The organism is Enterococcus sp. DIV1316a (assembly GCF_050536915.1).
Classification (GTDB): Bacteria; Bacillota; Bacilli; order Lactobacillales; family Enterococcaceae; genus Enterococcus; species Enterococcus faecalis.
This window is the reverse complement of sequence record NZ_CP172913.1, coordinates 2,206,572-2,231,951: the sequence shown is the minus strand read 5'-3', so window position 1 is coordinate 2,231,951 and position 25,380 is coordinate 2,206,572. Positions and strand designations below refer to the sequence as shown.

Sequence of the window (25,380 nt, the reverse complement as noted above, 5' to 3'; positions counted from 1 at the left end):
TCTTTCTATAGAATAATCGAGTTTAATTTTTTAAATGTTTCACACGAGAGGAAATTTCTTTGTGACGACCATGTACCATTGGGCGAGCTTGCGGGTTACCTAAATAACCACAAGTCCGTTTAACGACATCACAAGTCTTAGGATCATGATTGCCACATTCTGGACATTCAAAGCCACGTTCAGTTGGATGGAAGTCCCCTTCAAAACCACAGGCATAACAATGATCAATTGGCGTATTGGTTCCTAAATAGCCAACTTTGTCATAAGCGTAATCCCAGACAGCTTCAAGTGCTTTGGGATTTTGCTGTAACATGGGGTATTCACAGTAGTGGATAAAACCACCAGAACAATATTTTGGATAATCCTTTTCAAAATCAAGTTTTTCAAAAGGCGTTGGATTTTTGCGTACATCATAATGGAAACTATTTGTGTAATATTCTTTATCTGTAATATTTTCGACGATGCCAAATTTTTCAGTATCTAAACGGCAAAAACGGTCAGTCAAGCTTTCGCTCGGTGTAGAGTAGACACTAAAATGATAGCCGTATTCGTTGCCCCAGTTGTCGGCATTTTTTTTCAGTTCTTTTAAAATATCCAGTGTAAAGTTTTTGGCCTCTTGATTGTCCTCCCAAGCACCGCCGTAAAAGGCAGAAGCCACTTCATACAAGCCAATATAGCCAAGCGAAACCGTGGCACGTTTGTTTTTAAACAGTTCATCTACGGCATCCTGTGTAGCTAAACGTTTTCCAAATGCACCATACATGTATAAAATCGGTGCATTCGCTGGTTTAGCTTCTTTAACACGTTCAACCCGATAAACCAAAGCATCTTTAACGATCGCCAAACGTTCATTTAAAATTTGCCAGAACTTTTCTTGGCTTCCTTGCGCTTCTAAAGCGATTCTTGGTAAGTTCAAGGTCACAACGCCTAAATTCATTCGGCCAACATTTACTTCTTCACCTTGTTCGTCTTTCCAGCCTTGTAAAAAGGAACGACAGCCCATTGGTACCTTAAAACTACCTGTTAGTTCAACGATTTTATCATAGTTTAAAACATCAGGATACATGCGTTTCGTTGCGCATTCCAGTGCCAGTTGTTTAATATCGTAGTTTGGATCAGTAGGTTGCGCATTGACGCCGCGTTTAATTGTGAAAATCAGTTTTGGGAAAATAGCTGTTCGTTTTTCAATCCCTAAACCATTAATTCGGATTTGTAAAATCGCCCGTTGAATTTCTCGCTCAAACCAGTTGGTACCTAAACCAAATCCCAGAGAAGTAAAAGGGGTTTGTCCATTGGAAGTAAATAAAGTATTAATTTCATACTCAAGACTTTGCATGGCATCAAAAATATCTTTTTTCGTTTTCTTCCGAGCGAATGCTTTTTGGCGTTCTTCTCCTTCAATCCATTCTTGCGCATCTGCTAAATGTTTTTCATAATTACGTTCTGCAAAAGGCGCTAATAATTCATCAATCCGATCGGCAGAGCATCCACCATATTGACTGGAAGCTACATTGGCAATAATTTGAGAAATTTGTGCAGTGGCCGTTTGAATTGATTTTGGTGATTCGACATCAGCGTTCCCAATTTTAAAGCCATTGTTTAGCATGCCTTTAAAATCAATTAAACAGCAGTTTGTCATGGGCGTATATGGATGATAATCTAAATCGTGGTAATGAATGTCGCCTTTTTGATGGGCATTAGCCACGTGTGAAGGCAACATCTTTAAACCAATTGATTTTCCAACAATCCCAGCGGTTAGATCACGTTGCGTATTAAAAACGTCACTGTCTTTGTTGGCATTTTCGTTCACGACAGTCTGATCTTTATTAATTAATTTGCCGATAGATACATTAATATCAGTCGCTTTACTACGCTCAAAATCACGTTGGGTTCTGTAATGAATGTATTCTTCGGCTAAGGCATATTCGTTGTTGGATAGCAGAGTATGTTCCACAATATTTTGAATTTCATAAATTTTTACGTTATTGGTAAAACGTTCGGCAATTTCTCGATTGACATCGGCAACAATCGATTGGACTTTTTGATGTGTCAAAGGAGTGACTTGGTCATGTATTTTTTGTTCAGCTTTGATCAAAGCATCGTATATTTTTTGATCATCGAAAGTCACTAAACGACCATCTCGTTTGACAACTTTAATTGTTGAGAGATTAACATCCTCGGCTTTTTCATCAGTAATCTTCATCATTTTATCCAGCTCCTTATATCTCGTTAGTAACTATCCTAATACAAAGGTCGGCTAAATTCAATCGATATATTGCGTATTTTTAGTAAAATATCACTAGACAAACACTATATATTGTGCTTGCGTTGTTTTGAAAAAATATGAAAACAAATGAAGAAAAGGATTGAGCAAATTTTTTTGCGTGAAAAAAATTCTTTGTCAAAATTAAAAAACAGCAAAGAGTTTTTTGCCAAATTGCTAAAAGCAACACTAAAAAATAACAATTATTAAATAATAATTGCTTGCGGATTTATTCACGAAATGCCAATTATTCTTTGACTGCCGAACGATATTGTAAGATAAAACGATGTTCATTCAGATTTTTTCTTGGTAAAATAAGAGTAATAACAAAACGTTGGAGCGAGAAAAATGAAAAAAATTGTAGAAGTAAACCATGTCAGCAAGACATATGGTCGTTTAAATAATAAAACAGAAGTATTAGATAATATTTCGTTTACCGTTGATGAAGGCGAATTTGTGGGGATTATGGGTCCCAGCGGTGCTGGGAAATCGACACTATTGAATGTCTTATCTTCGATTATTTTGCCAACCGCAGGAATCGTGCGCATCGCCGGACAAGATATTTTAAAAATGCGAGATAATCAATTAAGTGATTTTCGAAGAAACGAAATGGGGTTTATTTTTCAATCGTTTAACCTAATTGATACGTTAAATGTGAAGGACAATATTCTGTTGCCTTTAGCTGTAGAAAAAGTTTCATTAGAAGAAATGGATAAACGTTTGTTACATGTGACTTCGATTTTGGGGATTCAGGAGCTTTTATCTGCTTATCCACCAGAGATATCTGTGGGACAAAAACAACGGGTAGCAGCTGCTCGTGCTTTGATTACGAACCCTAAAATTATTTTTGCAGATGAACCAACTGGCTCGCTGGATTCAAAATCAGCAACAGAATTGTTGAAATATTTAGCTGAAATTAATCTACATGATGATGCCACAATTTTGATGGTGACACATGACCCGTACACGGCCAGTTTTTGTAATCGCATCTTGTTCATTAAAGACGGTGCGATTTTCTCAGAAGTTGTTCGTCAAGGATCACGTAAGGAATTTTTTAATCGTGTGATAGATATGCAAGCAACGATTGGTGGAGGCGGGCGCGCAAATGATTTTTAAACTATCATTAAAAAATTTAAAAGCTCATGTACCTAATTATCTGGTTTATTACATTAGTATGACTTTTGCAGCGGTCGTTTATTATTGTTTCCGTGCGATTGCTTACAACCAGCCTCTTGTAGCAGGTGCAGGCCGTGATATCGAAATTAAGCGATCTTTAGGACTCGGTAGTACCTTAGTCACCATTATTATTTTGGGCTTTATGTTGGCAGCAAATCGTTTTTTTATAGGAAAACGTAGCCAAGAAATTGGCTTGTATCGATTAATTGGCTTGAGAAAGAGCCAAGTTTCACTAATTTTTTTAGTAGAAAATTTAGTTTTAGGCTTTGTTTCACTAATTAATGGAATTATTTTAGGAGTGATTTTCACCAAGTTGTTTTCAATGATTTTAGCCAAAGTTATGTTTTTAGAAGTCCCCAGTTTCTTCTATATTTCTTGGCGTTCCGTTATTGAAACCGGTGTAGCTTTTGCATTTATGATTCTGATTGTCTGCTTAAGAAGTATTTGGATGATTTATCGTTATCCATTGTCGCAGCTTATGCACCAAGAAAAAATTGGTCAAATTAATTATAGTCGTTTAACGAAACGGCGGCAGTTTCTAGGTATTTTAGGACCTATTTGTTTACTGGCTGGTTATTTTATTGCGTTTGATTTTCGGAATTTAGCGACAGGTATTGTGTATAAACAATTAAATGATTCATTGGATATCTCGATTCCGATGATTATTACATTGACGCCTTTTATCATTTTGGGTCTATGTGTGTTGGGAACTTATTTATTTTTCCGTTATACCATGTATTTTATCATTCGCTTATTTAATCATAGAAAAAAATGGTATTACCAAGATTTACGTATGATTACTTTAGGCAATGCCAAACGCTACTTATTTAAAAGTAGCAAAACACTCACTGGTTTGACCTTATTAATTGCGACAGCCTTGAGTGGGATTGGCGTGATGGTTTTTGTGTATACGATTAGTATGCACACGGTCAACAGTGATGGTCCCGTGGACTTTTTAGTTTCACAGGAAAGCTATCCTAAATTGAAGAAAGTTCTCGATGAAGCGAAGGACACCAAAATAAAAAATGAAGTGATACTTTCTTATAAAATTACTGGAATTGAACGCAGTTTGCGAATTGGTCAAGCGCAAGAGGAACAAGAAACGATTGAAGCAGTTAATGTTTTATCCTTCTCCAACTACCGCAACTATCAAAAAATTAATCCTTATTTAAACGATTTACATTTAAAAAATGACCAAAGTGTTATCTATATGGATAGCTTTACCAATATTTTAAGTGGTATGTCTCGTTATGAATCGAAACTGCAATTTGTTGAAGGAGAGAAGGCACAACTGCAACAAGTGCTGCCTAACTATCTAGGTAATTTTTTATTGCAATATTCCTTACCAACGATTGTCGTTTCCGATGCCCTTTATCAGAAAGTGACAAAAAATTCCATTCAATATCAGATTAACGCCGTAAATGTTGACACGAAAAGACGTGAAAAACTTTATGAAGCCGTAAATAAACAGATTGCCACAGAATGGCAAGCGCCAATTTTGTATAAGTATGAAAAAAATAACCAGCAGTTGAGTGGTTTTGCTAAACAAATGCCTAACGAAGAGGCAAAGAATACACAAGATGATGTCACCGAAACTTGGCGGCTAAATATGAATGATCGCTACGCTTCTTTACGCTATGAACGAAAAATTAACGGCTTGACTTTATATGTCTCCATGTTTGTGGCAATTTTAGCGTTGTTTATTACGGGCAGTATTTTGATGTTACGACAACTGTTTTCAGCTGTAAGTGAGCGTCAAGATTACGTGACTTTAAAACGGATGGGTGTTTCTAGTAAAGCGATAACTAAGCAAATTTATCGACAGAATAGTTTGATTTTCTTTCCGCCGATGGTCATTGGGATTTTGCATACTACCTTTGCCATTTATTTGCTAAGCCAATTTATTAAGAGTCCAGGATATTTGTTAGTATATCTTTCTTGTGGAATCTTAATAATTGTTTATCTAATTTTTTATATTTTAACGTCTGCCATTTATGCGCGGATGATTCGACACATCCATTTTTAAAAAACTGTAAAAGCCGTTTTGAAGCGGTTTTTACAGTTTCTTTATGCGAAAAAATTATGAGAGTTCCGTTTATGAAAATCATGAAAATTTAAGAAGTGACGAAATTGTTAGTTTTTTTATTAAATTGTAAGAAATTTCAATGGACTTTGCTGAAATATAGCATAAAATAATGGATAGCGATTAACCTTAGGAGGTGAATGATAATGAAAACAACTTTTCAGAAAATTCTCAATAACGAAAGTCTTAAATTCATCGGTAAAACGTTATTTTATTCTTTCATTGTCATTGCATTAATTTATCTTTATCATTACAAGAATATCAATGGAGGAACCTTCATTTATAACGAGTTTTAAGGAGGCGGCTATACATGGAAAAAGTAATTAATATGATTCAAACGATTGATGAATGGGCACGTAAAGAACCCCAACGGCCTGTTTATTTAACCGAAGAAAAAGTCTCTACGTATGGAGAGTTAAAAGAAAAGTCAGACAATCTAGCCGCTTATTTAGCTGAGCTGAAAACGGACAAGTCAGCGATTGTCGTATACGGAGAATTAGATTTTGAAATGATTGTGAGTTTTTTAGGCGCATCGAAAGCTGGTTTTAGCTATATCCCCATTGATGCACATACACCAAAAGAACGCATTGAACTAATTCTAAACGTAGCCAAACCAACCGCAGTGATTGCTGTGCATGAATGGCCTGAATTAGCCACCGAAGTGCCAGTAATTACGGCGGAAGAATTAACAGAAATGATGATGCATGCACCCCGGCATGCGCCTGCGTTGATGCCTGTCACAGGAGCAAGTAATTACTATATCATTTTCACTTCAGGGACAACTGGCGTACCAAAGGGTGTGCAAATCAGCCATGATAATTTAGTTAGCTTTACGAATTGGTTGTTGCAAGATTTTGGTTTAGAAGAAGGGGCCCGCTTTTTAGCACAGGCACCTTATTCGTTTGATTTATCAGTGATGTCTATTTATCCCGCATTGGCGTTAGGTGGCTCATTAACTCCGTTACCCAATGAAATCATTAACGATTTTAAACAATTATTTACGCGTTTGCCACAATTAACAATCGACGTCTGGGTTTCAACACCGTCCTTTATTGAATTGTGTCTAATGGAACCAAGCTTCGATGGTGAACATCTACCAGCACTGCGCACGTTTTTATTCTGTGGAGAAGAATTACCAAAACCAACGGCTGAGAAATTAGCCGCTCGTTTCCCAACTGCGCATATTTATAATACGTATGGGCCGACAGAAGCGACTGTAGCGATTAGTGCCATTGAAATCACTCAAGAAGTTTTAAAAAGTGTCCAACGTTTACCAATCGGGTATGTGAAAGAAGATACGCAAATTTATATTATGGAAGGCATGTCAAAATTACCTGCAGGTGAAATTGGTGAAATCGTCATTGCTGGACCAAGTGTTTCCAAAGGCTATCTAAATAATCCTGCGAAAACAGCTGAAGCTTTTTTCCAATTAGATGGCGTACCAGCTTATCGCACAGGCGATGCTGGAAAGTTAGTCGATAACCTATTGCAGTATGAGGGACGCTTAGATTTTCAAATTAAATTGCATGGCTACCGCATTGAGTTAGAAGAAGTGGATCATCACTTAACGAATGTTTCCTACGTGAAACAAGCAGTCGTTGTGCCGAAATATCAAGGAAATAAAGTCCAACAATTAATTGCCTATGTCGTTCCGCAAGCACATGAATTTTCAAGTGATTTTCAATTAACTAAGGCAATTAAACAAGAATTAGCCACGTTGACAATGGACTATATGATTCCGCAAAAATTTGTATATGTTGAACAATTACCTTTGACAAGTAATGGCAAAATTGATCGGAAAGGGTTGATGAATGAGGTGAATGCCACATGATGAATTTTCCTCATATGATTCCCTATAATGCACCGTATTACTTTGTTCTGCTAATTGCGGCCTTGTTGCCGATGATTTTAACTTTAGCCATTAAAGGGACACGTTGGCCTTGGTATCAAACACTCGTGACACTGGTCTTTCTATATATCAGTTTTGGTGGCGAATTTTGGCAACAAGGAGTCGCTCTGATTGTATATGTTATTTATCAAACATTACTAACGTGGGGCTATGCGGCTTATCGAAAAAATAAAAATGCAGGTTGGGTCTTTTATCTGGCTGTCTTTTTAGCTATATTACCGCTTGTTTGGGTGAAAGTTTCTCCATTCATGACAGGCAAAACAACCTTACTTGGCTTTTTAGGGATTTCTTATTTAACCTTTAAAGCGGTCCAAGTGATCATGGATTTACGGGATGGCGTAATGAAAGAATATCATCCGTTTCGTTACATTCAGTTTCTCTTGTTTTTCCCGACTATTTCTTCAGGACCCATCGATCGTTATCGGCGCTTTGAAAAAGATTTGAAAAACCCGCCGAGTGCGGAGAAATATTTAGACTTTTTAGAAAAAGGAATTTTTTATTTATTTCTAGGATTTTTATATAAGTTTATTATCAGTCATTATCTTGGTGGTGTCTTTTTACCACATGTGGAAAAAATGGCCTTGGCACAAGGTGGTTTATCCTGGTGGACAGTCGGCTATATGTATAATTACAGTTTGTATCTATTCTTTGATTTCGCAGGCTATAGTTTACTGGCCGTTGGCACAAGTTATTTAATGGGCTATGATACACCAATGAACTTTAACAAACCGTTCCTAAGTTGGAATATTAAAGAATTCTGGAATCGTTGGCACATGACCTTATCTTTTTGGTTCCGTGATTACATTTACATGCGCTTAATGTTTTTCTTAATGAAAAAGAAAGTCTTTAAAAGTCGGATTGTGACTTCTAATATTGGTTACTTTGCGTTGTTCTTAATCATGGGCATTTGGCATGGATTAACGTGGTTCTACATCGCTTATGGGCTCTACCATGCAACACTAATTTGTGTAACAGATGCTTGGCTACGTTTTAAGAAAAAACATAAAGACAAGATACCATCAAACAAATTTACACATGCATTTGCAGTCTTTTTAACTTTCCAAGCGGTTTGTGTCAGCTTCCTGATTTTCTCAGGATTTTTAGACAAACTATGGTTTAAATAAATAAAAATAAAAATATAAAGGGGCAATTTATAATGAACATTCAAGAAACAGTATTAAACATTTTAGAAGATATTACAGGAACAGACGAAGTTGTGAACAATCAAGACATTCAATTATTTGAAGAAGGATTATTGGACTCTTTAGCGACGGTTCAATTATTAGTAGAAATTGAAGGACAATTAGGAATCCAAGTTCCTGTATCAGACTTTGACCGTGAAGTATGGGGAACACCAAAACAAATCATTCAACAAGTGGAAGCTTTACAATAATGTCTAGAAAAAAACGACTAATCAGAATCTTAGGTCCAGTGCTTTGTTCAGCGGTCTTGGTTGCAGTGTTCTTTTTTGCACCGTTCAGAATCAATTTAACTTCCGAAAAAACGTTGAAGGAAGCATCAACGTCAATGGCACCGAACGTTTTAAAAGGCAATGTGATTAAAAACAAAGCAGTGGCTTCTGGTAAATATGTTCCTTTTTTTGGCTCTTCTGAATTAAGTCGATTTAGTGCTTTCCACCCTAGTGTGCTCTCTGAAAAGTATCAACGGAACTACCGACCGTTTTTACTAGGAGAAGCGGGCACACAGTCATTAACCCAAGCAATGGTCATTCATTCGATGGGCGATGCGATTGCCAATAAGAAAGCGGTCTTTATTTTATCTCCGCAATGGTTTGTCAAAAAGGGTGTACCTAATGATAGTTTTGGTGCACACTATTCACAATTACAAACCTATCAATGGTTAGCTAATTTAACCGAATTAACCAGCGGTGACCAATATCTAGCACAACGTTTGACCAAATTTCCAGTTGTTCAAAAAGACAAAGTCTTAATGGAAACTTTGGCAAATCTGCAGGCAGGGCAACTTCCCCAACGCTCTCAACGAGATTATTTTATAATGAATCTCCGTTTCTTGAATCGTGAAGATGAATTGTTTAGCCAAATTGGCATGGTTAGCAGAGAACCAATTGTTGAAAAAGATATGAAACAATTACCTGCTACTTATAATTTTAATGAATTAGATCAGCTAGCTGGAAAAATTGCGGCAAAAGCCATTAATAATAATAAATTTGAAATTAGTAACGGTTTTTATCGCCAACGGATTAAACCAGTTTTACCGAAATTAGCTCATTCACAAAAGAAATGGGATTATCGTTTTTCTCCAGAATATGGTGATTTCCAAGCTGCGTTAGAACAGTTAGCAGAAAAAAATGTCGATGTTTTATTTGTAATCCCACCTGTTAACAAACGTTGGTCGGACTATACGGGCTTGTCACAAGATATGTTGCAACAAGTAGCACGCAAGCTGAAATATCAACTTCAAGAGCAAGGCTTTACTAACATTGCTGACTTCTCAACATGTAGTAATGAACGCTACTTTATGGCGGACACGATTCATTTAGGTTGGCGTGGTTGGCTCGCTGTTGATCGTCAAGTAGATGAATTTATGAAACAACCTGCGTCTAAAAAGTTAGCGTATCAAATTGATGATCGTTTTTATCAGACAGATTGGCAACAACAAAATCCATTGGTCTTACCTCAATTTTAAGAAGGCAAGATGGATCAAGTACCAATTATCTGAAGCGGACTAGAAGCGCTTCGTAACAATGAAAATAGCCTGTACCTGCCGTTGAATAACGAGCGTGCAGGCTGTTTTTTCGTTTATTTTTAGTGGAGAACGTTGCTCAATTTATTTTTTGTAAGTATTTTTTTAGTTCGTGGTATAATGGATAAAATTGGTTTTTGAGGGGAGTTATTTTTATGGATGCAAAAGAAGAAAAAATGTTAATTGATTTAACAAGTGCTAAAGGGATTGCTGGGAATGAAGACGAAGTACGTTCGTTATTTAAAAAGTATGCAGCACCGTATGCGGATAAATTTTTATATGATGGCCTTGGCAGTATTATTGCAAAAAATGTTGGTGATAAAGAAGGACCAAAAGTCTACATTTCTGGGCATATGGATGAAGTCGGTTTCATGGTTACCCAAATCACAGAAAAAGGCTTTTTAAAATTTCAAACTGTTGGTGGTTGGTGGGGGCAAGTGATGTTGGCCCAACAAGTTCAGATTAAAACCACGACTGGTAAGGTTTACCATGGTGTCATTGGGTCTAAACCACCGCATGTGTTAACAGCGGAAGTTCGTAACAAACCCTATGAGATTGCAGATATGTTTATTGATATTGGTGCAAGTAGCGATCAACAAGTTGCAGAATGGGGGATTCATCCAGGGGATATGGTGACACCATATATTGACTATCGTCGCATGAATGATACAAAATTTTTATTGGCAAAAGCGTGGGATAACCGAATTGGTACGGCCGTTTCATTAAAAGTTTTAGAAAATTTAGCGACAGAAGGGCACCCCAATATTTTATTTGCAGGCAGTGATGTGCAAGAAGAAGTCGGGCTACGCGGTGCGCAAACAAGTACGCATCTTGTGAATCCAGACATAGCGTTTGCTTTAGACACAGGAACAGCTGGTGACACACCAGGAATGACACCTAAAGAAGCCGACTCTATTTTAGGTGAAGGGCCACAAATTTTGATTTATGATGCATCAATGATTCCGCATAAAAAATTACGTGATTTTGTTATTCAAGTGGCGGAAGAAAATAACATTCCCTTCCAATATACAGTGATTACAGGGGGAGGTACGGATGCTGGCCGCATGCATTTAACGCGCAACGGGATTCCATCATTAGCCATCACGGTGCCTGTTAGATATCTGCATTCACATACCTCAGTTATTCATGAAGATGATTATTTCAACACAGTCAAATTAGTCACAGAAGTGGTGAAACGTCTAGATAAAGAAACAGTCGCTAAATTGACTAGTTATTAGTTTCAGAAAGGATGGAATGAATGAAAAGTTTAGTAACAAATTCGCAACATCGTGCCAATGCTCGCAGAGCTCTTGATGGGCAATGGGGGATCATGGCTTGGTTAACTTTCTTAGGAGTGGTTTTACAGAGCTTCTTAACATCGATTGTGCAAAATTTATTTTCTGGTGAAAATCAAGTTTTTCAAAGTAGTTTTGCCGCAGTATTACTGCAAATTTTTGTTTTATTCGCGTTAAGTTATGCGCTATATTACGCAGCCTTGAAGGTGTTACGTGGTGAAAAGGTGCGGGTCAATATTTTAATGAGTGTTTTTCAAGGAAAATATTATGGTCCGCTATTTGTGGTCAACCTACTTCAAAAAGTACTTGAACGTGTAATTGGTTTGTTATTTTTGTTACCAATTTTATTTGGAGCAGGGACAACCTTGTATTTCAAATTGATGTTTAATACAGTTACACCAGAGGAAATTCAGACCTTTTTCTTAAATGATTTTTCCTTTTTCCTAGCGTTTGGCGTTGCCTCTATCTTGATCTTTTTAATTGGCTTATTTGTGAGTGGCGTTTTTCAATTTGCTGTGTGGCTACGTTTTGATAATCCAGAACTGCCAATTATGATGGCGTTGAAACAGGCGTTATATTTAATGAAAAATCGTTTTTGGCAATATTTATGTTTACAATTTTCTTTTATTGGTTGGTATATTGTGGGCTTTTTAGCTATTGGTATCGGTTTATTATGGGTGATTCCTTATAACTATGTAGCGTTAGCTAGTTTTTATCAAACTGCCTTAGAAGAAAAAGGCTTAGCCGAAGAATAAAAAAGAAGCTTGAATCCTTCGTTATCTCGACAAAGGGTTCAGGTTTTTTCTTTGGTCTTTTTGTGAAAATTTAAGCGTTTTAACCTCGTTTTTCCGTTATTTTATGGTAACATGGAAGTATCGTATTGAAGGAGGTTGTCCACACATGAAATTGACTGTCTTAGGCTGTTTAGGTGCTTATCCATACAAAGGAGAAGGAACGAGTTCCTATTTGTTAGAATCTGAAGGCTTTCATTTGCTTATTGATGCAGGCAGTACGACATTAGTGCGTTTAGAAAACTATCTAGATCCATTGAAATTAGATGCTGTCATTCTGTCGCATTACCATCATGACCATATCGCAGATTTAGGTGTTTTACAATATTATCGTCAGCTTTATCCAACGCTGGAACCGACACCTATTTTGCCAATATATGGCCATACACAAGATCAAATGCATTTCAAAGAACTAACGCTTCCTAACGTTTCCGAAGGGAAAGAGTATTTTGAAGCAGAAGAGTTGGCAGTAGGACCATTTTTAATTACTTTCATGGAAACGATTCATCCTGTCACTTGTTACGCGATGCGGATTGTTGAAAAAGCGACTGGCAAAGTCTTTGTCTTTACAGGAGACTCTGGTTACTTAGCAAGTTTTGAATACTTTGCAAAAGACGCTGATTTATTCTTAGCGGATACGTACTTATTTGAAGGTAATGAACGACATCATGCACATTTTACGTCAAGAGAAGCGGGTGAAATTGCCAAAGCAGCACAAGTCAAACAATTGATGTTGACCCATTTACCACAACATGGGTCATTGGAACAACTACGGGAAGAAGCGCAAAACTATGCTGGAACGGAAATTCCAGTGACATTAGCCCAACCAGATTTAACAGTTGAGATTTAAAAAAGTAACTATACCAAGGGAGAGAACCGATTGTGATTTTTGTACCGAATGAAAATAATGACCCACGAGTGAACTTAGCAATTGAAACATATTTGTTAACAGAAATGCCTTTAGATGAGCCCATTCTTTTATTTTACATTAACGAGCCGTCAATCATTATTGGCCGTAACCAAAATACAATTGAAGAAATTAACAAAGAATATGTAGATGAGCACGGCATTCATGTTGTTCGTCGCTTAAGTGGCGGCGGCGCCGTTTATCATGATCATGGTAATTTGAATTTTAGTTTTATTATGCCAGATGACGGCAACTCTTTCCGTGATTTTGCGAAAGTTACCCAACCAATTATTCAAGCATTGCACGACTTAGGCGTTGAAGGTGCCGAATTAAAAGGGCGCAATGACCTAGTGATTAATGATATGAAGTTTTCAGGAAATGCGATGTACGCTACCAACGGCCGCATGTTTGCACATGGAACCTTAATGTTTGATAGTGATATTGATGAAGTTGTAAATACATTGAAAGTACGGAAAGATAAAATCGAATCTAAAGGTATCAAGTCTGTTCGTTCACGGGTAACAAACATTAAACCATTTTTATCTGAAGATAAACAAGAGATGACAACGGAAGAATTCCGCCAAGAAATTCTTTTGAAAATTTTCGGCGTAGATTCGATCGACCAAGTTAAAACGTATGAATTAACTGATCAAGACTGGGCGGCTATTAACAAAATTTCAGAGCAATACTATCGCAATTGGGATTGGAATTATGGAAAATCACCTGCATTTAACTTAGAACGTCGTCATCGTTTCCCAATTGGTTCAATTGAAATGAAAATGAACGTGGCGGATGGTGCCATTCAAGAAATTAAAATCTTTGGGGACTTCTTTGGGCTTGGTGAAATTAAAGATGTTGAAGATATTTTAACCGGCGTGAAATATGATAAAGCTTCTTTAGAAGAAGCCATTGATCAAATTGACGTTAAAAAATACTTTGGCAATATCGAAAAAGAAGATTTGCTTGGGTTAATTTATTAAAAAAAAAAGACAGCCGTTTCAAACGGTTGTCTTTTTTCTAGCTAAAAAATAATTTTTAGCTTTTAGAAAGGTAGTGCTATGTGCAAAATCGTCGAAACGATTTTTATCAGGGAACTATCAAATAGCTCGCCTGCATATGTACTTGAACCAAGTCAAGTCCGGGAATTTGGTTATGTGCTTCACTATAAATCACTATCTGTAAAGAGTATACAAGATTTCCTTTCTTTTGTGATATCAAATTTTTACAGACAAAGTAGTAAAATTTGACGTTTCTTATTTTGGCAAGGTTATAGGCTTGTTTAGGGGCTTGAAATAGCAAGAATTAATAGTGATTTAAGGGAAAATATTAACATATGTAGAAATATTTTTATAAGAAATAACGAGAAAAAATCAATAGGTATGTTCTTGAGGGCTACTTTTTGACGTTTTCTGAATAAAACTTAATAAAAAATAGCAGAAACAAAGAAAAAATGTGCTTACAAGAAGTAATCCGCACTTAGCTAGGAAGTTAAGAATGTGCATGTTATTTTCAAACAAATAATAAGAATCCTATTTCAATCCTTTACAGAGGAACAAGGACTTCGTATAATAAAGGGACGAAAAGGAGCGAAAGTGATGAGAAACGAAATGATGCATCGACCAGTCGTTAAACCAGAATTGGTTGAGTATATGCGTACAAAACAAAAGAAACTTCCCGGAGAATTAGGTGCAGTGGAGGCGGAAGCCAATGAAGCAGGAGTGCCGATTATTCCACACGAAACAGTAGTTTTTCTACAATTTTTGCTAGGACAACTAAAGCCCAAAAATATTTTAGAAATCGGGGCAGCAATTGGTTTTTCTTCAAGCTTGATGGCCCAATTTGTCGGTGAAGATGGTCACGTGACCACGATTGATCGTTTTGACGTAATGATAAAAAAAGCGAAGAAAACCTACCAACGCCTAGACTTAGAAGAAAAGGTCACTCTTTTAGAAGGACAAGCAGCTGAGATTCTACCAACGTTGGAAGGACCTTATGACTTTATTTTTATGGATAGTGCCAAATCAAAATACATTGAATTTTTACCTGAATGTTTACGGTTGCTACCAGTTGGCGGCGTTTTGATGGTGGATGATGTATTTCAAGCTGGGACAATTTTAGACCCTGCTGAGGAAGTACCGAAAAAAAATCGAGCGATTCATCGTAAATTAAACCAATTTTTAGATGTAGTCATGGCGCACCCTGATTTAACTTCTACTTTAGTTCCTCTCGGTGATGGAGTTATTTTAATTACCAAAGAGAAAGAAACGATTATTTTAGATAGTTAAAGAATGTCTTCGCAAAAAGAAAGCGAATCATTAAAAAGCAAGTTCTTTTAATGATTCGCTTTCTTTTTTATGTTATTTAAAAAGTTATCTCGCTATTTCTAATTGAGAATGATAATCATAAAATTCTCAATAGGACAGTATTATTCGTTAATAAAACCTTGTTTGTTTATAATTATTCTATTGACGGAATAATTATAAACTGTTATCCTTAAAGAGTAAAAAAACAGAGGAGGAACGACAATGAATTTAATTAATCAAAAACTTTTTGACTTTGAATGTGATGCCTATCACGATGGTGAATTTACACGAGTATCAACAGAAGATATTTTAGGAAAATGGAGTATTTTCTTCTTTTATCCAGCTGATTTTTCTTTCGTGTGTCCTACGGAATTAGGGGATATGCAAGAGCATTATGCGCATTTACAGGAATTAAATTGTGAGGTTTACTCTGTTTCAGAAGATAGTCATTATGTGCATAAAGCATGGGCTGACGCTACAGAAACGATTGGAAAAATTAAATATCCAATGTTAGCCGATCCCAACGGTCAACTTGCTCGTTTCTTTGGCGTTTTAGATGAAGCTTCTGGAATGGCTTACCGTGCTTCATTTATTGTGAGTCCAGAAGGTGAGATCAAATCTTATGAAATCAACGACATGGGTATTGGTCGTAATGCTGAAGAACTTGTTCGTAAATTAGAAGCTTCTCAATTTGTAGCAGAACATGGTGATAAAGTTTGTCCAGCCAATTGGCAACCAGGAGAAGAAACGATTGCGCCAAGCTTAGATTTAGTTGGTAAAATTTAAATTCGCTTTGTAAATAGAGGTCAAAGAGTTGGATAAAACAGAGAAAATGTTTTGTTCAGCTCTTTTTCTGAAACACAGAAGAAAGAGGAGAAGCAAGTGACAGAAGAAATCTACGATTTGATTATTATTGGTGGCGGCTCAGCTGCTTTATCTGCAGGTATCTATGCAGGTCGCGCAATGATGGATACCTTAATTATTGAAAAAGACAAAATTGGCGGACAAGTAACGACGACTTCTGAAATTGTGAACTATCCAGCGATTCGTCACACAACAGGTCCAGAACTAATGGAAGAAATGCGCAGTCAAGCACAAGACTTCGGTGTAGCTTTTACAAACGACGAGATTATTGATGTTGATTTTAGTCAAACGATAAAAACTGTTCAATCGGCGAGTCAAACCTACCAAGCATATGCAGTATTGATTGCGACAGGAGCTTCTGCTCGTAAAATTGGTTTCCCTGGTGAAAGTGAATTTACAGGACGCGGCGTGGCCTATTGTTCTACTTGTGATGGGGAGTTTTTCCAAGGCCTAGATATTTTTGTGATTGGTGGCGGTTATGCAGCAGCGGAAGAGGCCGTTTATTTGACACGTTACGGTAAATCAGTAACGATGATTATCCGAGAACCTGATTTTACATGTGCAAAATTAACTGCGGAGGCGGCTAAAAATCACCCGAAAGTTAAGATTGTTTATAACACAGAAGTGAAAGAAATTATGGGCGATGATTTTGTCCGGAAAGCTGTGTTTGTCAATAACCAGACGGGAGAAGAAACGGTTTATGAAGCACCAAAAGACAGTACATTTGGTCTGTTTGTTTTTGCTGGAAATAAACCAAGTACAGAAATTTTTGAAGGGAAAATTGCCTTAGACCGTGGGTATGTGCCAACAACTGAGAATATGGAAACCAATATTCCCGGAGTTTATGCAGCAGGAGATTTACGAATAAAAGAATTACGTCAAATTGTGACGGCGGTTGCAGACGGTGCAATTGCCGCCACTCATGCGCAACGTTACGTGACAGAACAAAAAACACAGGCGGGCCAATCGATTGTAACGAAGCGAATGACTGAACGATTAGCTAATCAATCTGCCCCTGAAACAAGCAGTCAGCAACCAAAAGAAAAACAGCCAGCGAAAGTTACTGGTAAGCATCAGTGGTTCCCAGAAAGTATGCGCCAACAATTAAGCGGTATTTTCGCTAAACTAACCAAAAAAGTGACATTGCTTCAGTTTTTGGATGCAAGTGATGAAAAATCATTGGAACTTCAGTCATTCTTAACAGAATTTGCAAGTCTGGATCAGAAGATTACTTTAGAAACGATTTTGAAAGATACTGAGCCAGCCAAAGAATTGCTGTATGGGATTGAAAAAATGCCTAGCGTTGTGCTCTTAGATGCGGCAGGAAACTATACAGGAATTAAATTTAGTGGTATTCCTAGTGGCCATGAAGTAAACTCGTTGGTTTTGGCGGTTTATAATGTCGGCAGCGAGGGGCAGCCGTTAGAAGCAAGTCTGCAAAAGAACATACTTGCATTGCCAAAAAGAAAAATAGAAATCTTTGTTTCACTAACATGTCATTTCTGTCCCGATGTCGTGGCCGCTTGCCAACGGATTGCATCAATTAATCCTCATGTTGAAGCAGAAATGGTGGACATTAGTCTATTTCCAGAGTTGAAAAAAGAAAAGAAAATTATGAGCGTTCCAGCAATGCTGATTGATGGCGAACAAATGATTTTTGGTTCAAAAACAATGACAGAAATTATTGAAGCTTTGGCTTAAAAGAGGCGGAAAAAAGTAATTAGCCTAAAGACCTAAGTCATTCAAAAAAGTGAGAAATACGTCGAGATGATGTATTTCTCACTTTTTTCGCATAGTTAGTCAAGTACCTTTTTTGATTAAGCGATTGAGTTTCCTAAAAAGAATTAAAAAGACACAACAGCAAATGAACAATAGGCTTCCTGTTAGTGGTAAAAAGATACCTTGCATGTAGCTATCGATATGCATTAAACCAGGTACCTCACTGAAAAAATCATGGATAAACTGTTGAATGAGCTTATTGGCTAGAAAAGCAGCTAAAGGCAAAATAAAAATCAAATAATAGATGGGTTGTAAGGCATAGCTAATTAAAATTTGTAATTTTGTCGTACCTAAAAGAGCTAAGATCAGTAAGTCGTTTTTTTGCTCTAAAAAAGTTAGGAAGAAAGTTCGGCAAATATAACTAATCAGGAAGAAAAAGAGTGTTCCAGCGCTGATTCCAGCCAAACCTCTGAAAATTGTCAAGGGAGGAATCACTGCATAATTATCAAGAAGAATCATTTGTGAAAGCCATCGAGAAAACAACAAAGTCAATAATAGAGCAGAAAAAGTCAGAAAACTAATAATAAAGATAAGAATCAACGTACTAAATTGGTTTTTTGAGCGCCACGCATTTTTGAGAGAGTCTATGAATAAGTAAAGAATCGAATACATCATCGCGTCCTTTCTGAAAAATTTTTGTTTTAGCGGAAAAGTTATGTAAAAGAAAAGACGTTATCTCCTGCCAACTAGCCAATGAAAGAGATAACGCCCTCGCTGGAAACAAGAACTGGATTATTTCACCAATACTAATTTTTTTAAAGGTTCAACCCCAAATCGTTGTTCTTGCTGTAAAAGAATTTCGGCACAAGCTCGGCTATCTTCTAAAGCATCATGATGATTATTTAAAGTGATATTGAGGTTTTCACAAACGGTATTTAATTTATGATTAGGAAATTCAGGAAACAGTTTGCGACTCGTTTTGACTGTACATAAAGAAAGGTAATTAGGTTGTTCTAAGCCATAGTAATCTAAACAGCCAGCCAAAACACTGCAATCGAAACTTGCATTGTGAGCGACCACTAACCGATTTGGTTGAAAACAATGCTGAATTTGTTGCCATACTTCAGGGAATTTGGGCGCATTGACAACATCTGATTCATGAATGCCGTGAATTTGCGTATTTCGCCAGAAAAAAGGTGTTTCTGGTTTGATTAACGTGTAAAATTCATCCACAATCCGACTATTTTCTACTTTAACAATTGCAATGGAACAGGCACTATGTTTATCATAACTAGCTGTTTCAAAGTCAAAAGCGTAAAAGTTCATTAAAAAAAACTCCTTTCAACGCGTTGAGTAACACTTAAAAATCAAGTACAACTTCCACTGGACAATGATCACTACCAAGAATATCTGTATGGATTTTAGCACTGACTAAACGTTCATTCAAGGATTCTGACACAACGAAATAGTCAATCCGCCATCCTGCGTTATTTTTTCGTGCGTTAAAGCGATAACTCCACCATGAGTAGATGCCTTCAGCTTCTGGATAAAAATAACGGAATGTATCAGTGAAGCCACTGTCTAATAACTCAGTAAATTTTTGCCGTTCTTCAGGCGTGAACCCCGCATTTTTTTGATTGGTTTTCCAATTTTTTAAATCAATATTTTGATGAGCTACGTTTAAGTCACCGCAAAGAATGACGGGTTTTTCTTGATTTAATTCGTTTAAATAGGCACGAAACGCATCTTCCCATGTCATTCGATAAGCTAAACGCTTTAGTTCAGCTTGTGAGTTTGGTGTGTAGCAAGTGACCATGAAAAATTCTGGATATTCTAAAGTGATCACGCGGCCTTCTTGATCGTGAGCCTCGATACCTAAGCCATAGCGAACACTTAACGCTTCTTCTTTAGCGAAAATTGCTGTGCCAGAATAGCCTTTTTTTTCGGCGTAATTCCAATACTGATGATAGCCAGGAAGTTCTAAATCAATTTGTCCAGCTTGTAATTTTGTTTCTTGTAAACAGAAAAAATCTGCATCCAATTCATTAAAAACATCCATAAAATTCTTTTTAACAACCGCTCGTAAGCCGTTGACATTCCAAGAAATACATTTCATTGTTGAAACTCCTTTCAAATAAGAAACGCTTTTGCTCGTTTCAGTGCAAACCAGAACCAAAGAAAAGGTCGCTTGGTGCTTTCTTCTATTCTAATACTTTTTAAAGAAGTTTTAAATACTTGAAAAGAAAAAGAGAAAATGACTGATTTTTGGAAAGAAGTAGTCTATGATAAAATAGTAAAAAGAGCAGAAATGAGGACAAACGAATGAAAATTGGAGTCATTGGTTTAGGAAATATTGCACAAAAAGCGTATTTGCCAACTTATAGTGAATGCCGCCACTTGGCAGAGTTTGTATTAGCAACTAGAAACCCAGAAACACGACAAAAAATCGCTGATCAGTATGGCTTTACAGAAACCGTTGGGACCATAGAAGAATTGATTGAAGTAAAGATTGATGCTTGTTTTGTCCATGTAGCCACAAAAGTGCATGGTGCAGTCGTTCGCCAATTATTACAGGCTGGTATTCACGTCTTTGTGGACAAACCTTTAAGTGAAGACCTTGCTGAAGTCAAAGAATTACAAGCATTGGCGGCAGCAAAAAATCTGCGCCTGATGGTTGGCTTCAATCGTCGTTTTGCCCCTTATACGGAAGTATTGAAAAATATTCCTGAAAAACAAACAATTTTTATTAAAAAGAACCGCATCAATACAACGAGAGAAACAAGTTTTATGATGTATGATTTATTTTTACATGTCGTTGATACCGCAGTTTATTTAGCGGAAGGACCGCTCCACGTGGTGCAGTCAAAATTAGTGGAAGAAAACGGTCATTTAAAACGAGCAATTTTACAATTAGAAACCGAACAGACAACGATTGTTTGTTCCATGGATTTACACTCTGGAGCCAATACAGAAACTTTTGAAGTCACCAGCCCCACAGGTACTTATCGCTTGGAAAATTTAACGCATTTGACCATCCAAACAGAAGAAGAATACCAAGTAAAAGAGATGGGAGATTGGACGCCAACATTGGAAAAAAGAGGTTTTTACCAAATGGTTACTGCTTTCATTCAGGCCATTCAAAAACCGCAAGAGCAAGAGTTAAAGCAAGAAAAAGTCTATGAAAGTCATGCGTTATGTGAAGAAATGCTACGCCAACAACAACGGCATGTTCTTTAAAGAGGACTAGCAACTTTCTTTCTATCATGCTAGAATAAGACAGATATTTTGAAAAGAAAGGACTAACTTTCGTGAACACTAAAGCTATGTTAGAAACATTAAACGAAATTACTTTATTAGTAGATGAACCATTAAAAAACGTAACCTTTACCAAAACAGGCGGCCCAGCTGATGTGTTGGCCTTACCCAAAACAAAAAAAGAAGTCGAAGAGATTGTGGCGTATTGCCGAGAACAAGGACTTTCATGGTTAGTATTAGGCAATGCTAGCAACTTGATTGTTCGTGATGGCGGTATTCGCGATGTCGTGATTATGCTAACAGAAATGAAAGAAATCAAAGTAGCCGGTACCACCATGATTGTGGATGCTGGTGCCAAGCTGATTGATACAACCTACGAAGCCTTAGCAGCTGATTTAACTGGTTTTGAATTTGCTTGTGGCATTCCGGGAAGTGTCGGTGGTGCTGTTTATATGAATGCTGGAGCATACGGCGGGGAAATTAAAGATGTTTTCCAATCTGCAGAAGTGCTGTTGGCAGATGGAACTATCCAAACAATGACGAAAGAAGACCTGAATTTCCGTTATCGTCATAGTGAAATTCAAGAATTACATTGTATTGTCTTGCAAGCAACGTTTGCTTTAGAAAAAGGAAACCATGCAGAAATTAAAGCCCAAATGGATGAATTAACGGAACTTCGTGAACTGAAGCAACCGCTAGAGTATCCCTCTTGTGGCAGTGTCTTTAAACGCCCTGTTGGTCATTTTACAGGAAAATTAATCCAAGACGCTGGCTTACAAGGCTTAAAATGGGGCGGTGCTCAAATTTCCGAAAAGCATGCGGGATTTATTGTTAACATCGATCATGCAACCGCAACAGATTATGTGGAATTAATTGCACATATCCAAGAAGTGATTAAAGAAAAATTTGATGTTGAATTACAAACGGAAGTTCGAATTATTGGTGAAGAAGTCTAAAGACTCTTTAATTTTTCGAATGAAAATTAAGTATACTTGTATTATGATCATAGGGAGATTATAATGAATTTTATTTATAAAAAATGGCTACCTTCAGCCATAAATGGGCTTTTTTTATTTTTTATTTCGATAACATTAATAGGTGCTTTCCGCTCAGATAACTTAAAAATCAGTACTCTTACAAACCATTTTTTTTTGATACTGTTAATAGCAATACTTGCGATAGTAGTACTTCTTTTTAGTAAACATGCTAAAAAGTGGATTGATAAATATCTGTTTGGTGTAAAAAAAATATTTTTGGAAAATATAGGATTAATTACAGGCATTTATTTTATTTTTGGCTTTTGTTTACAAGTGTTTATCTTAACTAATATTTCCGCTCCTATTGGTTGGGATGTATCAGCTATTTTTAATGGTGTAAGTGCTTTGCCTGAAAATAAAGAAGTTATCAGTAATTACCTATCAATAAATCCTAATAATTCTTTTTTCTTTTTTTTGATGTATGGAATTTCTAAGGTGATGAATCTGTTTAATCATACTTGGGGATCGTCTTGGTTTGTCTGGCAGTTGTGGAATATAATTTTTATGGATATAGGATTTGTTATCTTATTTAAAGCAGCTAAGTATTTGTTTAATAAAAAAGTTGCATATTTAACTTTCTACTTGGCTTCTTTTTCATTGATGTTTTCACCATGGATTTTAGTACCATATACTGATGTAATAATGATTCCTGTTATATCAGCTGTGCTACTTTTATATGCTAAACAAATCGAGATAAAAAATAGTGGCGTATGGAATTTAATATTTATAGGTATTCTTCTAGGTATTTGTTATCTTTTAAAGCCCTCCTCTATTGTATTCTTAATAGCATGGACTATTATTATGGGAATTAAATTACTCACTACCGGAAAGCTTTATAAAAAAAATGTTTTATCATTTTTTGTAGCGATGTTTTTCTTTATAATAACTGTGGGATGTTTTTCAATTTTTCAGAAGCAGCAAACAATCGTTAATTATGATGCTGAGATGCAAAAACCGTGGACGCACTTTGTAATGATGGGTTTGACTGGATCTGGAGGATATAGTGAGAAAGATACAAGAAAAGTGAATAGCCTTCCTACATTAGAAAAGAAAAAGAAATATACAACTGAAACTATAAAGAAACGGTTGGAAGATTATGGGATGGTAGGTTACACTAAATTTCTTCTAGTAAAACATTTTAATAATACTGATCGTGGCGATTTTGGTTGGGGACGAGATGGTACACCACAAAATCCTACAAAACCTTCGAAAAGTGAATTTCAAACGAAGCTTAGAGATACCTACTATCAACAAGGAAAACGTACAAATAATCTTCGGTTTGTCATGCAAATACTGTGGATTGTAGTTTTACTAGGAATGTTGTTATCTTTTTTTGTTAAGGACATTCAAGGAGGTACACTATTAATAATAAAATTAACGATTATAGGAGCATTTCTATATTTGCTTTTATTTGAAGGTGGACGATCTAGATATTTAATTCAGTATTTACCATTCTTCTATCTTTTATCGGCAAATGGTTTGGCACGAATTAATGACATTGTTTCTATAAACGGAATAAAAAAATCATTTACATCAACGGACTATAGAGGCTCTTTGCCAATAAGGACTGATGAGTTGTAAAAAATCAATTTTAGATTCATCAGTTCTCTAAATTATAGAGATATTTTAGTAGAAAATAAAAAACAACGATACAGTTCCCATAAAAGGAACTATATTGTTGTTTTTTACTTATATTACTAATAGTTTTCGTTCGGTAATTCGTAAATTTTACTCGTCTTCTAAATTTTCCAATTCTACAACTTTAAAGTTTTTCCGCTCTAAATGCTCTACAATGGCTGTACACGTTTCGGCAGTTGTGCCGGCAGGTAAAGTAATAAGTGTGCGACGAACAAATTCTTCACTATCGACATCCAATGTAATACAGCTGGCGATGCTGCTATATTTGGCAATGATTTTTGAAATGGCTGCTAAGTCGCCTTGTTGACCAACTGAAGCAATTGTTAAAACGTAGCTCCCTTGTTTTACATTCCAAGATTGCGCTAAAATATTTAATAAGGTGCTGTGTGTTAAAATGCCGTAAAAATAATTATTTTCATCTAAAACAGCAATGTAAGGTAGTTCTTTAATAGTAAAAAATACCTTGAAAAATGAAGTGTTGACATAAATAAATTTTGTGGCATTTTTTAACAAATAGGTAACAGGTAAACTCATATCGCCACCGTTTGCTTTGTGGCGGTAAATATGCATTTTATAAATATTTCCTCGGAAAATTTTTCCAGATTCGTCTAAAATTGGGACACAACGGTAACCTGAGTCTTCTAAAATAGAAAGAGCTTCTTCTAGAGTACAAGATTCATTGACTGTTGTTAAATTATCTTTTTTAATAACTACAGATTTTAATAACATAAACAGGCCTCCTAAGGGTTCATTTTTAATAAATTTATCATATCATAACTTAGCAGAAAACAATAGCTGAGACCTCAGAATAAAAGCAATTTTGTTAAAATAAATAGAAAATAAAGAAAAATCAGATATTTTATAAAAGAAATCAAGCACGTATTCGCGATAATGGTAAAAAATTACGTAAGAATCGGCACGGCGCTTCTTTAAAAAGTAAATTAAACTTTGACAACTTTTTCGAATAATGGTACTGTTAAGAAGTAAATTTGTGAATAGAGGAGGTCGAAGAACATGGCAACAAAGAAAGCAGCTCTTGCTTGTTCCGTTTGTGGCTCTCGCAACTATTCTAAATCCGTTAGTGAAGGTAAACGTGGCGAACGCTTAGAAATCAATAAATTCTGTAAATATTGTAATCAATACACGTTACATAAAGAAACGAAATAGATTTAGAGGAGGGTATCAACATGAAATTTTTCCGCAGCGTTGCTGATGAGATGAAGCAAGTAACTTGGCCAACAAAAAAACAATTGCGTAAAGATACATTAGTTGTAATTGAAACATCTATTTTATTTGCAGCATTGTTCTTTATCATGGATACTGTTATCCAAACGGCATTTGGCTGGATTTTAAAATAATTAATTCTAGTATTTCTCGACGAGGGGTGCTATAATAGTATTCGAGAAAAAGCTTCGG

24 protein-coding genes are annotated in these 25,380 nt (G+C 36.2%); 19 read left to right on the top strand and 5 right to left on the bottom strand.

Annotated elements, in window-relative coordinates:
- Nucleotides 1–22: 22 nt before the first annotated feature.
- Nucleotides 23–2,206: an anaerobic ribonucleoside-triphosphate reductase gene (gene nrdD, locus IGL56_RS10600; protein WP_002385686.1), complete on the bottom strand. Its 2,184-nt coding sequence runs from the start codon at nucleotides 2,204–2,206 to the stop codon at nucleotides 23–25.
- Nucleotides 2,207–2,611: 405 nt separating this feature from the next.
- Here nrdD and IGL56_RS10595 point away from each other — a divergent pair, with 405 nt between their 5' ends.
- The 14 genes from IGL56_RS10595 (at nucleotide 2,612) to IGL56_RS10530 (ending at nucleotide 18,016) form a co-directional block, all read left to right on the top strand.
- Nucleotides 2,612–3,379 (top strand): ABC transporter ATP-binding protein, encoded by a 768-nt coding sequence (locus IGL56_RS10595; protein WP_002356382.1) that lies wholly within the window; start codon nucleotides 2,612–2,614, stop codon nucleotides 3,377–3,379.
- On the top strand, nucleotides 3,369–5,465 hold the full coding sequence (locus IGL56_RS10590) for an ABC transporter permease (protein WP_010816038.1): 2,097 nt from the start codon (nucleotides 3,369–3,371) through the stop codon (nucleotides 5,463–5,465). Before IGL56_RS10595 ends, IGL56_RS10590 begins: the two co-directional genes overlap by 11 nt.
- 203 nt (nucleotides 5,466–5,668) lie before the next feature.
- Entirely contained in the window at nucleotides 5,669–5,818 is a 150-nt protein-coding gene (locus tag IGL56_RS10585; protein WP_002356384.1) for a teichoic acid D-Ala incorporation-associated protein DltX, read from the top strand.
- A 14-nt stretch (nucleotides 5,819–5,832) separates the two neighbouring features.
- Nucleotides 5,833–7,353 carry a D-alanine--poly(phosphoribitol) ligase subunit DltA gene (gene dltA, locus IGL56_RS10580; RefSeq protein WP_002356385.1) on the top strand — a complete coding sequence of 507 codons (1,521 nt, stop codon included), beginning with the start codon at nucleotides 5,833–5,835 and terminating at the stop codon, nucleotides 7,351–7,353.
- Nucleotides 7,350–8,555: a D-alanyl-lipoteichoic acid biosynthesis protein DltB gene (gene dltB / locus IGL56_RS10575; RefSeq protein ID WP_002385689.1), complete on the top strand. Its 1,206-nt coding sequence runs from the start codon at nucleotides 7,350–7,352 to the stop codon at nucleotides 8,553–8,555. The genes dltA and dltB overlap by 4 nt, the downstream gene beginning before the upstream one ends.
- Before the next feature lie 32 nt (nucleotides 8,556–8,587).
- A complete protein-coding gene (gene dltC / locus IGL56_RS10570; RefSeq protein ID WP_002356389.1) occupies nucleotides 8,588–8,824 on the top strand; it encodes a D-alanine--poly(phosphoribitol) ligase subunit DltC in 237 nt (78 codons plus the stop codon).
- On the top strand, nucleotides 8,824–10,098 hold the full coding sequence (gene dltD / locus IGL56_RS10565; RefSeq protein WP_002356390.1) for a D-alanyl-lipoteichoic acid biosynthesis protein DltD: 1,275 nt from the start codon (nucleotides 8,824–8,826) through the stop codon (nucleotides 10,096–10,098). The genes dltC and dltD overlap by 1 nt, the downstream gene beginning before the upstream one ends.
- Nucleotides 10,099–10,310: 212 nt before the next feature.
- Nucleotides 10,311–11,393, top strand: a complete 1,083-nt coding sequence (locus IGL56_RS10560; RefSeq protein WP_002372326.1) for a M42 family metallopeptidase — start codon at nucleotides 10,311–10,313, stop codon at nucleotides 11,391–11,393.
- Nucleotides 11,394–11,413: 20 nt separating this feature from the next.
- The gene (locus IGL56_RS10555; RefSeq protein WP_002372324.1) at nucleotides 11,414–12,205 is read left to right on the top strand and encodes a DUF975 family protein; all 792 of its coding nucleotides are present in this window, start codon (nucleotides 11,414–11,416) and stop codon (nucleotides 12,203–12,205) included.
- 145 nt (nucleotides 12,206–12,350) lie between these two features.
- A complete protein-coding gene (locus tag IGL56_RS10550; protein WP_429861308.1) occupies nucleotides 12,351–13,091 on the top strand; it encodes an MBL fold metallo-hydrolase in 741 nt (246 codons plus the stop codon).
- A 32-nt stretch (nucleotides 13,092–13,123) separates the two neighbouring features.
- Nucleotides 13,124–14,128: a lipoate--protein ligase gene (locus IGL56_RS10545; RefSeq protein WP_002356394.1), complete on the top strand. Its 1,005-nt coding sequence runs from the start codon at nucleotides 13,124–13,126 to the stop codon at nucleotides 14,126–14,128.
- 615 nt (nucleotides 14,129–14,743) lie between these two features.
- Nucleotides 14,744–15,433, top strand: coding sequence for an O-methyltransferase (locus IGL56_RS10540; RefSeq protein WP_002381418.1), 690 nt, complete (start codon nucleotides 14,744–14,746; stop codon nucleotides 15,431–15,433).
- Nucleotides 15,434–15,673: 240 nt separating this feature from the next.
- Nucleotides 15,674–16,237 carry an alkyl hydroperoxide reductase subunit C gene (ahpC, locus tag IGL56_RS10535; protein WP_002356396.1) on the top strand — a complete coding sequence of 188 codons (564 nt, stop codon included), beginning with the start codon at nucleotides 15,674–15,676 and terminating at the stop codon, nucleotides 16,235–16,237.
- Nucleotides 16,238–16,333: 96 nt separating this feature from the next.
- A complete protein-coding gene (locus IGL56_RS10530; RefSeq protein ID WP_010717704.1) occupies nucleotides 16,334–18,016 on the top strand; it encodes an FAD-dependent oxidoreductase in 1,683 nt (560 codons plus the stop codon).
- Between the two features lie 99 nt (nucleotides 18,017–18,115).
- Here the strand turns inward: IGL56_RS10530 and IGL56_RS10525 are convergent, their stop codons facing one another.
- The 3 genes from IGL56_RS10525 to IGL56_RS10515 form a co-directional block, all read right to left on the bottom strand.
- Nucleotides 18,116–18,706, bottom strand: a complete 591-nt coding sequence (locus IGL56_RS10525; protein WP_002356399.1) for a hypothetical protein — start codon at nucleotides 18,704–18,706, stop codon at nucleotides 18,116–18,118.
- Nucleotides 18,707–18,826: 120 nt separating this feature from the next.
- Complete coding sequence (locus IGL56_RS10520; protein ID WP_002356400.1) at nucleotides 18,827–19,360, bottom strand: 3'-5' exonuclease; 534 nt, start codon at nucleotides 19,358–19,360, stop codon at nucleotides 18,827–18,829.
- Between the two features lie 34 nt (nucleotides 19,361–19,394).
- Nucleotides 19,395–20,150: an exodeoxyribonuclease III gene (locus tag IGL56_RS10515; protein ID WP_002365059.1), complete on the bottom strand. Its 756-nt coding sequence runs from the start codon at nucleotides 20,148–20,150 to the stop codon at nucleotides 19,395–19,397.
- 206 nt (nucleotides 20,151–20,356) lie between these two features.
- Here IGL56_RS10515 and IGL56_RS10510 point away from each other — a divergent pair, with 206 nt between their 5' ends.
- From IGL56_RS10510 to IGL56_RS10500, 3 genes are all read left to right on the top strand, one after another.
- Complete coding sequence (locus tag IGL56_RS10510) at nucleotides 20,357–21,271, top strand: Gfo/Idh/MocA family protein (protein ID WP_002356402.1); 915 nt, start codon at nucleotides 20,357–20,359, stop codon at nucleotides 21,269–21,271.
- 86 nt (nucleotides 21,272–21,357) lie between these two features.
- Nucleotides 21,358–22,245 (top strand): UDP-N-acetylmuramate dehydrogenase, encoded by an 888-nt coding sequence (murB, locus tag IGL56_RS10505; RefSeq protein WP_002387193.1) that lies wholly within the window; start codon nucleotides 21,358–21,360, stop codon nucleotides 22,243–22,245.
- 63 nt (nucleotides 22,246–22,308) lie between these two features.
- Nucleotides 22,309–23,907 carry a glycosyltransferase family 39 protein gene (locus IGL56_RS10500; protein ID WP_002365058.1) on the top strand — a complete coding sequence of 533 codons (1,599 nt, stop codon included), beginning with the start codon at nucleotides 22,309–22,311 and terminating at the stop codon, nucleotides 23,905–23,907.
- A gap of 147 nt (nucleotides 23,908–24,054) precedes the next feature.
- On the opposite strand, the gene cbpA is transcribed toward IGL56_RS10500, so the two are convergent.
- A complete protein-coding gene (cbpA, locus tag IGL56_RS10495; RefSeq protein ID WP_002365057.1) occupies nucleotides 24,055–24,693 on the bottom strand; it encodes a cyclic di-AMP binding protein CbpA in 639 nt (212 codons plus the stop codon).
- A gap of 285 nt (nucleotides 24,694–24,978) precedes the next feature.
- Between cbpA and rpmG the strand changes: the two genes are divergently transcribed.
- Together rpmG and secE are read left to right on the top strand one after the other, a co-directional pair.
- The gene (gene rpmG / locus IGL56_RS10490; RefSeq protein WP_002356408.1) at nucleotides 24,979–25,131 is read left to right on the top strand and encodes a 50S ribosomal protein L33; all 153 of its coding nucleotides are present in this window, start codon (nucleotides 24,979–24,981) and stop codon (nucleotides 25,129–25,131) included.
- A gap of 20 nt (nucleotides 25,132–25,151) precedes the next feature.
- Nucleotides 25,152–25,322, top strand: a complete 171-nt coding sequence (gene secE / locus IGL56_RS10485; RefSeq protein ID WP_002356409.1) for a preprotein translocase subunit SecE — start codon at nucleotides 25,152–25,154, stop codon at nucleotides 25,320–25,322.
- The last annotated feature ends 58 nt before the right edge of the window (nucleotides 25,323–25,380 follow it).